The organism is Paenibacillus sp. B1-35 (assembly GCF_050474385.1).
Lineage (GTDB): Bacteria > Bacillota > Bacilli > Paenibacillales > Paenibacillaceae > Paenibacillus_B > Paenibacillus_B alvei.
Genome location: NZ_JBCHVJ010000006.1, coordinates 349,336 through 361,581, shown reverse-complemented (window position 1 = coordinate 361,581; position 12,246 = coordinate 349,336). Strand labels below are relative to the sequence as shown.

General features: G+C 44.3%; 13 protein-coding genes. 7 read left to right on the top strand and 6 right to left on the bottom strand.

Annotation, left to right across the window (positions count from 1 at the left end):
• Nucleotides 1-963, bottom strand: a complete 963-nt coding sequence (locus ACQ5BJ_RS20830; RefSeq protein ID WP_040736127.1) for a TIGR01212 family radical SAM protein — start codon at nt 961-963, stop codon at nt 1-3.
• Between the two features lie 1,080 nt (nt 964-2,043).
• Here ACQ5BJ_RS20830 and trmB point away from each other — a divergent pair.
• Nucleotides 2,044-2,766: a tRNA (guanosine(46)-N7)-methyltransferase TrmB gene (gene trmB / locus ACQ5BJ_RS20825; RefSeq protein WP_005548710.1), complete on the top strand. Its 723-nt coding sequence runs from the start codon at nt 2,044-2,046 to the stop codon at nt 2,764-2,766.
• A gap of 92 nt (nt 2,767-2,858) precedes the next feature.
• Here trmB and ACQ5BJ_RS20820 read toward each other — a convergent pair whose 3' ends face one another.
• Nucleotides 2,859-4,052 carry an MGDG synthase family glycosyltransferase gene (locus ACQ5BJ_RS20820; protein ID WP_051135162.1) on the bottom strand — a complete coding sequence of 398 codons (1,194 nt, stop codon included), beginning with the start codon at nt 4,050-4,052 and terminating at the stop codon, nt 2,859-2,861.
• Nucleotides 4,053-4,173: 121 nt separating this feature from the next.
• Nucleotides 4,174-4,701: a phosphatase PAP2 family protein gene (locus tag ACQ5BJ_RS20815; RefSeq protein ID WP_005548706.1), complete on the bottom strand. Its 528-nt coding sequence runs from the start codon at nt 4,699-4,701 to the stop codon at nt 4,174-4,176.
• An 851-nt stretch (nt 4,702-5,552) separates the two neighbouring features.
• Here ACQ5BJ_RS20815 and ACQ5BJ_RS20810 point away from each other — a divergent pair.
• The 4 genes from ACQ5BJ_RS20810 to rplT all read left to right on the top strand — a co-directional run bounded on the left by ACQ5BJ_RS20810 (nt 5,553) and on the right by rplT (nt 8,241).
• On the top strand, nt 5,553-6,791 hold the full coding sequence (locus ACQ5BJ_RS20810; RefSeq protein WP_262866648.1) for a glycosyltransferase family 2 protein: 1,239 nt from the start codon (nt 5,553-5,555) through the stop codon (nt 6,789-6,791).
• A gap of 283 nt (nt 6,792-7,074) precedes the next feature.
• Complete coding sequence (infC, locus tag ACQ5BJ_RS20805; RefSeq protein WP_040736125.1) at nt 7,075-7,575, top strand: translation initiation factor IF-3; 501 nt, start codon at nt 7,075-7,077, stop codon at nt 7,573-7,575.
• 62 nt (nt 7,576-7,637) lie between these two features.
• Complete coding sequence (rpmI, locus tag ACQ5BJ_RS20800; RefSeq protein WP_005548700.1) at nt 7,638-7,838, top strand: 50S ribosomal protein L35; 201 nt, start codon at nt 7,638-7,640, stop codon at nt 7,836-7,838.
• 43 nt (nt 7,839-7,881) lie between these two features.
• Nucleotides 7,882-8,241: a 50S ribosomal protein L20 gene (gene rplT, locus ACQ5BJ_RS20795; RefSeq protein WP_021254461.1), complete on the top strand. Its 360-nt coding sequence runs from the start codon at nt 7,882-7,884 to the stop codon at nt 8,239-8,241.
• A 64-nt stretch (nt 8,242-8,305) separates the two neighbouring features.
• Here the strand turns inward: rplT and ACQ5BJ_RS20790 are convergent, their stop codons facing one another.
• The 3 genes from ACQ5BJ_RS20790 to ACQ5BJ_RS20780 form a co-directional block, all read right to left on the bottom strand.
• Nucleotides 8,306-8,857 carry an acyl-CoA thioesterase gene (locus tag ACQ5BJ_RS20790; protein ID WP_430112194.1) on the bottom strand — a complete coding sequence of 184 codons (552 nt, stop codon included), beginning with the start codon at nt 8,855-8,857 and terminating at the stop codon, nt 8,306-8,308.
• 231 nt (nt 8,858-9,088) lie between these two features.
• A complete protein-coding gene (locus tag ACQ5BJ_RS20785; protein ID WP_262866647.1) occupies nt 9,089-9,904 on the bottom strand; it encodes a DUF3298 and DUF4163 domain-containing protein in 816 nt (271 codons plus the stop codon).
• Between the two features lie 275 nt (nt 9,905-10,179).
• A complete protein-coding gene (locus tag ACQ5BJ_RS20780; protein WP_005548696.1) occupies nt 10,180-10,335 on the bottom strand; it encodes a DUF1540 domain-containing protein in 156 nt (51 codons plus the stop codon).
• A 150-nt stretch (nt 10,336-10,485) separates the two neighbouring features.
• Between ACQ5BJ_RS20780 and ACQ5BJ_RS20775 the strand changes: the two genes are divergently transcribed.
• Both ACQ5BJ_RS20775 and ACQ5BJ_RS20770 read left to right on the top strand, forming a co-directional pair.
• Complete coding sequence (locus ACQ5BJ_RS20775) at nt 10,486-11,550, top strand: nucleoid-associated protein (protein WP_289356220.1); 1,065 nt, start codon at nt 10,486-10,488, stop codon at nt 11,548-11,550.
• 343 nt (nt 11,551-11,893) lie between these two features.
• Nucleotides 11,894-12,217: a hypothetical protein gene (locus ACQ5BJ_RS20770; protein ID WP_040736124.1), complete on the top strand. Its 324-nt coding sequence runs from the start codon at nt 11,894-11,896 to the stop codon at nt 12,215-12,217.
• The last annotated feature ends 29 nt before the right edge of the window (nt 12,218-12,246 follow it).

The window sequence follows — 12,246 nt, the reverse complement described above, 5'->3', positions numbered from 1 at the left end:
TTAAGATTCCCTCCAATACTTGCCCTGCCACGTATTGCGTCGCTTCAATTCTGCATCTATGCCGTTGAGCACTTCCCATTTTTTCATGCTCCACATAGGGCCGATAATCAAGTCGCGCGGTGCGTCTCCCGTAACGCGGTGAACGATCATTTCTGGAGGGAGAATTTCGAGCGAATCGACGATGAGCTTGATGTATTCATCCATCTCCAGGAAGCGCAGCAGTCCAGCTTCATACTGCTTTACCATCGGGGTTTTGCGCATGAGATGCAGCAGATGAAGCTTAATGCCTTGTACATCCATCTTTGCAACTGCTTGTGCAGTCTCTAACATCATTTCGTGCGATTCTTGCGGTAGCCCATAGATGATGTGGGTACAAATACGAATATTATGCTTGCGCAGCTTCTCAACAGCTTCTAGGTAGCACGCAGTATCGTGTGCGCGATTGATGAGTTGGGAAGTTGACTCGTGAATCGTTTGAAGTCCCATCTCAATCCACAAATAGGTGCGTTCATTCAACTCTGCCAAGTATTCGACGACATCATCCGGCAAGCAGTCTGGCCGTGTTGCAATGGACAATCCAACAACCCCAGGCTGTTCCAGAATGACCTCGAAATAATCCCGCAATACCTCTACAGGGGCATACGTATTCGTATAAGCCTGAAAATAGCCGATATATTTAGCGTTTGGCCATTTGGTATGCTGCTTGTCTCGAATCGTATTGAATTGAGTAACTAAATCATCGCGTCGTCGTCCGGCAAAGTCTCCGGAACCTCGCGCACTACAAAATGTGCAGCCGCCAATTGCGATGCTTCCATCCCGGTTCGGACAGGTAAAACCAGCATCGAGCATGACTTTGAATACCTTTTCTCCGAAATGCTCACGCATCTCATAATTCCATGTATGAAACCGCTTGTCACCCCATAAAAGGGGAGAGGGCGGTTGTAAGTGTGTTAAGCCTTCCAATGGCTACAAGCCCTTTCAGTATATAAGTTGAGTACAAAGTCTGTATAACGACATTATACCGATAACAAATTCATTGTATTATTGTAGCAGATTTAGCCCTAAAAGCGAAGACGGAGGCAAGCTCAGTTCTTGATCTTCCAATTAGATTTGAAATGTGACTGTGGTCTTGCTTCATTATCCCCTTCGCTCAGAACGAAACCATGAGTTAGACGGTCACAATCGTAAGCAAAGAATTTAGAAGTTACTGAGTGTGCAGAAGTGAATAGTGAAAAAGCTAGTATAGCTTGGACATCTCCACTTAATTGATTCATATTATCGGTATGCTTGATAGCAATGCGAATCTTGTGAAGCATGAACCAGGCAGTTTTGAATGTCACATCAATGAACGTGCTAAGCTGCACTGTATTGATGCTGTTTGGATGGGTTAAGAGCCAAGTCGCCGTGAACCACTTACAAAGGGATGTTCAACTCCCCTCCATAACTTTGTTCGCTATAGGGGAGGTCTGGTGGTAACAGGATCGGCACTCGTATATCGATGAAGAATATAATGTCGAAATGAGGAATTAGAGAACAGTGAATACAATAGAAGACTTATGAAAATGGAATCTGAGCAAAGGGGATAATGGGGCAAAGGCGACAAAAAGTCATGGATGATAGGAGCAAAATGCTGAGGCGCAATGATGCAGTAGCTGAAAAGCGCTAAGAGCATATATGGCGGAAAGAGTAGAAACATTAAGAGCGGTGAGCGGGAGTGAAGGTTGTAAAGTAAAATACATATAATACAGTAACATTCGATAAAGCAGCATATCTCGTAGATGCGCAGATACATAGATAAGTAGATAAGAGTATACGCTGGATGTGTATCGTTGAAGATGAAACGAAAAGATATGTAGATATAATGATCTGTGTGACACATGTGTATGGGGATACGCATTATTGGATAGTAGCATATATGGAGATATAGAGATCTTGGACGGGTATATGCAATAGCGAGCAGTTATATAGCAGTTGTCTTTACTTTTTAGCGCTTGTCATGCACAATAAGGGCTTGGAGCATAATCAGTATGGAGGATAGCACACATGCGCTTACGTGGCAAAAGAGGAGCAAAAGAGCTGCTTGCGCAGCAAGCCGACCTAGTCGTGCTGGAGCCGGAGCAGTTGAAGGGAAAATGGAGTGAGGCGTTCGGCAATGATCGCCCAATTTATGTTGAACTGGGAATGGGAAAAGGACAGTTTATCAGTACGATGAGCTTGAAGTACCCAGACATCAATTTCATTGGCGTAGATATGTATGATGAATTGATTGCTCGTGGCTGTGAGAAGGCTCGCATGCTGCGAGAAGAAGCGGGAATGCAGGAGGCATCCAACCTAAGGCTTGTCCGCGCGAATGTTGAATTTTTGGAGCAGATTTTTGACGAAGGCGAAATTGAACGTGTATATTTAAACTTTAGTGATCCATGGCCGAAGAAGAAGCACGCACGCCGTCGCTTGACTCATTCGCGCCTTGTCGAGAAGTATCGTTACGCTTTAAGTGATACGGGTGAAATTCATTTCAAAACCGATTCAGAGACATTATTCGAGTTTTCTTTGAACTCCTTTGCAGAGATGGGGCTTCAAATGCGCAATATCTCTTTGAACCTGCATCGTGACGGCATTAATGAAGAACATGTTATGACGGAGTATGAGCAGAAATTTATGGGCAGAGGCATGAATATTCATCGTGTCGAAGTTCTTGTTGGTGACAAGGCGTACAAGCAGTATCGCTCATCCTTGCCGCACAATGAGCCATACTCATCTCGTTAGTATGTTATAAATGAACAAGTAAAAAGCCGCTATTTTGCATGAATAAGAGGAGATCTTCTCCTTTAATAGCATGCATGATAGCGGCCTTTTTGCTATTCTTCTCTTGTAATCGGCACATTCATCATTTGCAGAATGGCTTCGGCACATACTTTAGGATGATAACGCGATGCGTTGTGTTCATGTTCTGAGCGGCGTGCGGACACCTCATCATAATGATGTACTAGAAGGTTCATCCATTTTGTAATGGTATGAGCAGATTCAATCGGCTCTCCGTACCCTTTTTCCGTGAAATAATGACAATTTTCTTCTTCTTGGCCTGGAAGCGGCTGATAGAATAGCATCGGAATTCCTTTCGCCAGTGCTTCTGTGCATGTTATTCCCCCCGGCTTAGTTACAAGCAAATCAGAGACATCCATTAATTGGTCAACTTCCTTAGTGTACCCCATCAGATGGATATTCTCATGCTGGAAGCGCGGGTTCTCAAGCATTCGGCGTCGTAGCTTGTCATTATTTCCGACGCAAAAAATAAATTGAACATCTTTGCGCCAACGAGTCAGCAGCTCTGTCGATTGAGCAGAATCCATCATTCCCCAGCCACCGCCCATGACGAGCACAGTTGGCATATCTTTTAGTCCGAATCGGGCGCGGATGGATGACTTGCCCATGCCATCATGGGGCTCCCAAAAGTTCGGATGAACCGGAATGCCCGTCACTTGTATGGAATCGCTGCTTACGCCGTGCATCTCGAGCTTTTCCTTAACTTCAGGCGTTGATACGAAATATCGATTCACGGCTGGACTTACCCAAGCGGCATGCGCATCATAATCTGTGATGACTGTACAAAGAGGGACATTGAGCCCAAGTCGCCGCAATCGTGAAATGACTGCGCTCGGGATCGGATGTGTACAAACGATCATGTCCGGCTTGAGCTGACGCATAACGGACATTGCATGGGTATAGAATACCCGATGCAGCGCCATCGTAGTCAGTCGGTTTAAAGAACGATTGTATTGCGTTTTATACATAAAGCCTACAAGCTTCGGCTGTATGAGAACAGTCTTGCGGTAAGCTTCTATAATGAGCGGAGCGGTTTTCGGATTTAGGAAGCTTCCAAGCTCCATCACACGAGTTTGCACATGCGGAGACAGCTTGCGAAGGCTGACGGCAAGTGCATGGGCAGCTTGGGTGTGACCAGCTCCGAAACGCTCTGACAGCAGCAGTATACGCTTCTTTCCATCATTTTCGGCACCAGGTAAAAAGGAGCCTGAAGGAAGTGTAAATGTCATTGCATGATGATGCACGGTATTCACCCTTTATTCAATCTTCTTAGGTATGATTGTTCTTATAATTTCCATATACCTAACTATACTTGATATCCTTTTTTGTACAAGACCGATAGACCGATTGTCATGGCCATAAGGCTACTGCACTTACAGCTGCGCCTGTACCGATGAGGGCTCCTGCCAAACAGTCAGAAGGGTAATGTAGCCCTAAATACATGCGAGAGAGTGCAACAATACATGCAATCGGTAGCAATCCCCATGACAAAGCTGGGTTAGCTATCATGAGCGGGACAACAACAGAAAATATAGCTGTCGTATGTCCAGAAGGAAATGAATGGTCAACCAGCGGCTTGCGAAATGTACGAATATTAGGCAATGCTAAATGCGGCCGAACTCTTGGGTACCATTTTTTAATCAAGGCGACAGGCAAATGGCTTACAATAAGCGCAGCAACACATTGCCAGCCGACTGCACTCCATGGCTTAGGAGCCAATAAAGCGAGCAATAACGTAAACGCAATTGTGAATGTAGCCCCGCCTAAATGGGTCAATGTATACAATAAAATATTCATGCTCCGGTGGTGCAGCCGATGGTTAATCCAAAAAAATAATTGTCGTTCACGATTACCCAGCCACGCGATAACACGAGTCATGTCGATTCCTCCGTTATCCGGTATTTAATAATATGATCGTAACAGCGTAACATTAACAGAAGATGATGGGTCTGTGAATTTTCTCTGAAGGCTAACGCAGCATAAAGAGTACCTTTAATCATATTTTCAAATGCCGATCATTTCAACAAGTTATTCCTATTTTACTCGAAGTGGCATTGCCTGCAAAATCGCATGTCATGCGTGTAGAATGCAAATTTCTTTGATTATCTTCCTGTAGTGGCTTGTAATGAATGGTGTAGCAGGTGAGCTTAAAATACGAAGTGAATTTTACGGATTGACGAATAAGAGTACCACTGGGTTCTATTCACATGAATCTTTGGTAAAGATATTTATGAAGAATTGTGAAATGAAGGTTTTCCATAAATTCCAAACGGATAATAAACATTACCTGAAACTTTTTGCAGGTGTAATACGTCGATAATATATACAGGGGATTTGTCTTGTGTTACAAAAGCCAATTTTTTGCTTAGCTCAGTGTCTTTCGGATCCTGGTAGCGTATGCATGCACAGCAAATTTTGACGAAAAGGGGGTCAAAAGCCATAATTTCTTAGCATTTGGATGAAAATATAACATAACCGCGCGGGAAAGCACGATTCGATGCGACTTCACGCAGAATCTTCGGCGATAATGTTAATATTCACGCGTTGAAAGCCAATAAAAGGTTTTGACAAATGAAAGCAAACATTAGAAAATCGTGATCGACCGTTTTCAGCGGGGTAAACCATATATAGAGTTGATGAGCATGCGTTCATACATAAAAAGAGAGCGCCATGCTAATTGACGCGTTAATGAATTTGATTAGGGGTTATTTAAAAGGGGGACACCAAGCATGGTGGATACGTTATTTATCGTCTTGCAGGTTCTGCTGGCCGCGATTGGGGTGTACCAGTTTACCTTGTCGCTGTTCGGGATTTACCGCAAAAAAGAGAAAAAAGTATACGAACCGCAAAAATCTTTCGCTGTCCTTGTTGCAGCGCACAATGAGGAAGCTGTAATCGGGGCATTGGTTGAGAATTTGAAGGCGCTCGATTATCCAAGAGATATGTACGACGTGTTTGTCATTTGCGACAATTGCACGGATGGTACAGCTGATATCGTAAGAGAGCATGGCGTTTATGCATGTGAACGCCATAATCCACATCAACGGGGCAAGGGTCATGCCATCGAGTGGATGTTGAAAAATTTGTGGGAAATGCCGCGTCAATATGATGCAGTTGTTATGCTTGATGCGGACAACTTGGTAAGCAAAGACTTTTTGACTGAAATGAATAATGATCTGTGCTCCGGAGCACGAGTAATACAAGGATACATCGATACGAAAAATCCAGAGGATTCCTGGATTACTGCTGCATATGGCGTTACTTACTGGTATTGCAACCGTCTATGGCAGCTGTCCCGCAAGAACTTGAACATGGCTAACTTCTTAGGCGGTACAGGTATGTGCTTCGAAAGCAAGTTGCTGAAGGAAATGGGCTGGGGTGCGACAAGCTTGGTAGAGGACTTGGAGTTCACTGCCCGTTGTGTTAAAAACGGTATCAATCCAGTGCTGAACTACAACGCTCGCGTCTATGATGAAAAGCCGCTCACGTTCAAGGCATCGGCTCGTCAGCGTCTGCGCTGGATGCAAGGCCACTTTACAGTAGCGCGCCGTTATTTCTTCCCGCTGCTCTGGAAAAGTATCAAGGAGCGTAACTTGGCGAAGTTCGACATGGCGTTGTACACGATTACGGTTTATACCGTGTTGGTTACCTTCCTCATGACCGCGTTCATGTGGGTGGATGCTGCTTTCTTCAATGGACCAAACGTGGCAACGTTCTTCCAGTACCTGCCTGAGTGGGTTCCTGTAGTATCGCTTGTGCTGTCCTGTGCCGTATTCGTACTGGCCTTGGTTTTGGAAGGTGTCAAGTCGTGGCGCATTTATGCATCTCTGATTACGTTCCCAGTGTTCTTGTTGTCCTGGTGGCCAATTACGTTCTATGCGTTCTTCACACAGAACAACAAGGTATGGAGCCATACCGAGCATACACGAGTTGTACGTTTGGAAGAGATGCAAGGCAAGCAAGTGTAAGTGAATAAAAAAGATAACGACAGCGGCTTGACTTGGTTAAGCCGTTGTGATATATTAATCAAGTGTTTGAAATGCATATTGCAATTTGAAAGAAGAAGCCCACGCTTCTCACCTGACCGACGTTTTGTTGGCTGGTTATGACTCGCACTGCTTAGGCAGTGTCACTAGATTAGAATGTCTATGTGAGGGATGTGGGCTCGATGAGCTTGCATCCCTTTTTTACACTATAACCAGTAAGCAGGGAATTCGATTATGGAGGTGGCACACCATTAGCAAGGATCATTTGATTAACGAGGACATTCGTGCAAGAGAGGTTCGCTTAGTTGGACCAGCTGGGGAGCAGATTGGCATTAAGCCTTTCCGCGAAGCGCTGCAGATGGCATACGATGCTAACTTGGACTTGGTTAACGTAGCTCCACAGGCTAAACCGCCTGTATGTCGCATTATGGACTACGGAAAGTTCCGTTATGAGCAACAGAAGAAAGAAAAGGAAGCACGCAAAAACCAAAAGATTGTTGATGTGAAGGAAGTATGGTTCCGTGCCAACATCGAGGAGCATGATTTCAATACGAAGCTTCGCAACGTACTGAAGTTCTTGCGTGACGGAGATAAGGTAAAATGCTCTGTTCGCTTCCGTGGACGTGAAATCACACATGCTGATATCGGTAAGAAAGTATTGGAACGCGTTCTGAACGAAGCTACTGAGCTTTGCATCGTAGAGCGTGCACCGAAGCTTGAAGGTCGCAGCATGATTATGATTTTGGCACCGAAGGCGAACAGCTAATTCGGCCCGCCGCGCAGGAGAAGGCGGCGGATAAGATTACCGAACTTGAGGAGGAAACGATAATGCCTAAAATGAAAACGCACAGCAGCTTGAAAGGCCGCTTCAAAATTACGGGTACAGGTAAAGTACGCCGCTATAAAGCGTACCGCAATCACTTGCTTTCCCACAAATCGAACCGCACGAAGCGCGTTCTTGCTACTAGCCCAGTAATGGCAGCAGGCGACGTTCGTCGTATGAAGCAGCAATTGGCTAACTTGAAATAAGAATTATACGGAAACATCGAATCGATTGGGAGGTTAATACGAAATGGCTCGAGTAAAAGGCGGATTTACGACACGTCGTCGTCATAAAAAAGTATTAAAATTGGCAAAAGGGTACTTCGGTTCCAAACACAGATTGTTTAAAACAGCTAACGAGCAAGTGATGAAATCCTTGCTGTACGCTTACCGCGATCGTCGCGTTAAGAAGCGTGACTTCCGCAAATTGTGGATCGCTCGTATCAACGCAGCGGCTCGCATGAACGGCTTGTCCTACAGCAAATTCATGCACGGCTTGAAATTGGCTGGTGTAGAAGTTAACCGCAAAATGTTGGCTGACTTGGCAGTGAACGATATCAACGCGTTCAACTCCTTGGCTACAGTTGCAAAAGAAAAAGTTAACGCGTAAGATTGCGTTGATATAAGAAAAGCAGCGATTTCGAAATGGATTCGAAACGCTGCTTTTTTTTATATTATTCCCAGTACTTGCTGGTCGTCAGCTTATCGGCTAACTGTTTGCTCGCTACACGTCTTATTTTGCGCAGTTCCGCTCGTTCTGTGGCCGATTCATGAAGAAGCTTCTCTTCTTCTGTATCGGGGATTACAGGGGGTACAAGCGCTGCTGAGCCGTCCTCATGACGTGCTACGAAAGTTAGGAAGGAGGTAGCGGCTACAACGCGCTCGCCAGTATATAGCTGTTCTGCGATAACCTTGACGAATACCTCAATGCTGGTCTTGCCCGTCCAAGTGACAAAGGATTCTAAGCACACGGAATCTGTGGGACGAATAGGTCGCAGAAAATCTACGGAATCCGTGGATGCAGTTACGATATTGTGACGGCAGTGCCGCATCGCAGAGATAGAAGCTGTCTCATCAATAAGACTCATCAGTTTGCCGCCGAACAGCGTCTGATGATTGTTGACATCGTTAGGAAATACACGACCGGTCTTGAAGACACGGGATTCCTTGCAGTGCTTGGGTGCAGGAAGAGAAGTTATTGGTTTATGTTCTGACATAGCCTTCATTACGCCCTTTCTGAGAAGTCATACGTATATTATAAAGGGTTCACTCTTGTTCATGCGGAAGAAAAAAATGACATTCGCTAAATTTGTAAGAAGAAATGAATAAGTTAAAACTTCAGCACTTCGCACATGATGAAGAGACTGAAGCAAAAAAGAAAGGACTGACAAGGGTTTGCCAGTCCATATCATTTGCGGTTAGTTGATTGTAAGCTAAGCTTATTGTGCTTTAGTGAATTAGCCTTTCAGAGCTTGCTTGAATGTATCAGACAGCTTCGATTGGATGGAAGCAAGCTGAATTTTAAAGTTTTGCGATCCAGCTGCTCCAGGAGCAATTTCATAACGGTCAAATGTCAACACCAGGTAGCCGTTGGATACATAGAAGCTTTGCGTGTCTTTTATTTTCTCGAAGTTGAAATCTTGTTTGTTTTTTTTCAATGCAATTTGATTGCGTACGACGTTCCCTAGCAATGCTTTGTAATCAGTATCCTTGTTGAACAAGTCACTCAGTTGCAATGCATGTGCATCATCTTCATTTAGGAAGGTATAGGTATCTGTACGGCTTTCGCCATTTGCTTCAGCACTTGTGATTTTATACGTATCAACAATCAGAGATAGTACATTACCATTTTTAACGAAGCGGAAGTCAGAGTTCAGCGTTGCTGGTTCGAAGGTAACTTTTTGTTTTTTCGCAACTTGTTCTGCCTTTTTAGAAGCTTCATACACTTCTGCTTTTTCTTTCATCGCATGGCGCATTAAAATATCATTCAGTTGTTCTTCGTATTTGCTGTCTTTCAAGCCGATAATGACAGGTACATTCAAATTAACATGAACAAATCTATTTGTAGCTTTGATCGGCTGCTTGGTTGCCTTAAGACCAATTTCAACTTTGTTAGTCATAGATTTATTGTTCAACAGTGTTGTTTGTGTCGTTGTTGTAGGCTTTGTTTCTTTTCCTGCTGCCAGGGCAGGTGCTGCATATGCTGCTGCGCCCATGTTGGCGATCATTGTGCAGGAAAGTGCAAGTGTGACAACTGTTTTTTTCGTATTCATCGATGTTTCAATCCCTTCGTGTGTGCGTCGTGATGACTTCCTCTATAGTATAGAACTTTGCGAGATTAAAGAGATTACAGCAGAATAACAATAACGAGTGGAAAAGAAACAATGTTTTCATTGAAAGCGTCTTATGTATGACGATGTATTCATCATTGGAAAAATGCTGAAGAGGTATAAGAGCGGATGTATAAATGTATCCATTGTTGAGAATAATTATCAATGTGAGTGAGTCGGGAGTAAACAAGGGCGGCGTGACGGCCGCCCCATAATCGTTACAGCTTAGGTTCGAATGTTTTGCAATCTGTGTCGCCAGAATCACCAGCTTGCTTGCCGCGGTTGTTCACCACATAAATGGAAGTCGCTGCGCATTTATTGCCTGCTGCCCAATACTTGCAGGAGTTCACTTCGCAAAGTACGTCTTTCGCCATCGTTATTCACCTCCTCTCCTTACTAACTTCGCCAGCCGCCCCCTCTTTTTATACATCTAGGAGGAGTTTCTATCATTTTGTAGTTTCCGAACCCTACCTTTTTTCGTTACAATAGAGGAATGTGACTTCGAGAAGAGGAGTGGGAATTGCATGATCGATCTGTCCAAAGCGGACATTCACCAAATGGTCATTCATAAGGTGGGCAACCAATCCAAGGATGAAGGAGTTCGTGTATCGAACGAGCTCTACCATATTCCGAATGACGATGTGCGCGAGACGCTGCTTAAATATTTTATCTCCAGCTTCAAATTTGACATACATTACACTTTTCAGCATGAAGCGGAGCTACCCCTGAATGAAATGTACACGTATGCGAGCCGCATATTCCAGCAGGCCAACGCGTTCCATGAACAGTCCGTGCATATGCTGAATCATTTGTATGAGCAATCATCACATCCTCAAATTAAAGCGGGTGAACTGTATGTTGTACACCTGAACAATATTTTGTACAACAACTTCAGCATTGATGCAATCGGGATATTCAAGTCGGAAAATAAAGACGTATATATGCGAATTGATGAGCTGTCATCTGATGATTTAGGACTACAGGTAGAGCAGGGAATTAATATCCGCAAGCTCGACAAGGGCTGCATAATCTTAAATGTGCATGCAGACTCCGGTTACGTGTTGGGTGTGGTTGATACGTCAGCGAGTAAAGGTGGAGAGGCCGCTCAATATTGGATGGAGGATTTCCTCAATGTAAAGCTGCTGGAGGATGAGCATTATTTAACGGATAAAGCCATTGATATGTGCACGCAGTTTTATGAGGATGTTATCGTTCCAGCTGCTGAAGAGCGTCCTGAGAAGAAGGACAAGCTAATGTTCATTAACAGCACGATGGAATACTTTGCAAAGCATGAACAGTTCGAGGAAGAGGCATTTGCGGAAGAAGTCATCGGACAGCCAGAGCTCGTGCCGCTGTTCAAAGCGTATAAGGAAACATTTGAGGAAGCCAACGAGCTTCCGCCGATTACAGAAATTCCAATTTCACAGCCGGCATTGAAAAAGGCCAAACGCTCTCATAAGAACAATATTCGTACAGACACGGGCATCGATATGAAGCTTAAGCCAGAGAGCTTTCCTTTCATTGAAAAGGGCTATGATGAAGAGCGTGGCATGCACTATTACAAAGTGTTCTTTAACGAAGAAGAATAAGTGAGTCGATCCCATACAACTTGAGTTTAATATTAATCCATACCAGGAATGGTATGGATTTTTGTTTGATTAAATGGGCATTCATGGAATCAGGACAAAAAGCCGCAAATTTATGGAGATTATTACGCTCTATCGAAGCCTGTACAACATATTATTGATTCCAATGTAAGTTCCAAGTAGTAGCATGCAAGCTTCTGTTTATAAAACCTTTTTCTGCCGCAAGATAGCAGCATGGGAGATTTCGTTATAAACATCGACACAGATTCATAGATGCAAGGCCGATATCCAAGCAGTATGCGCTTGGCGGGCATACCATGTAAGGTACACCGGTGAAGGAGGGATTATGATGCATGGTGTGACGAAGGCACAGGTGAAGAGCTTGATTGGCAAGCAAATCTATGCGCAGCATAAGAACGGAACGGTCGTTAGCGGCAAGCTGATTGAAGTGAAGGGGCGGCGGCTTGTACTGGAGCAAGATAAAGGAAAAAAGGTCAAGACCAAGGCGATTATTCCGCTCGTATTGTTTGATTTGCTGGCAATAGGCACAGCACCCTTTGCATATGGCTATGGAGGCGGATATCCGTATGGAGGCGGATACGGATATTACGGGTACGGAGGACCAGGGCCATATGGAGGATATTACGGAGGATATGGTTATTATAGATAAATGCGGACATATTAAAGAGCTGCAAAAGG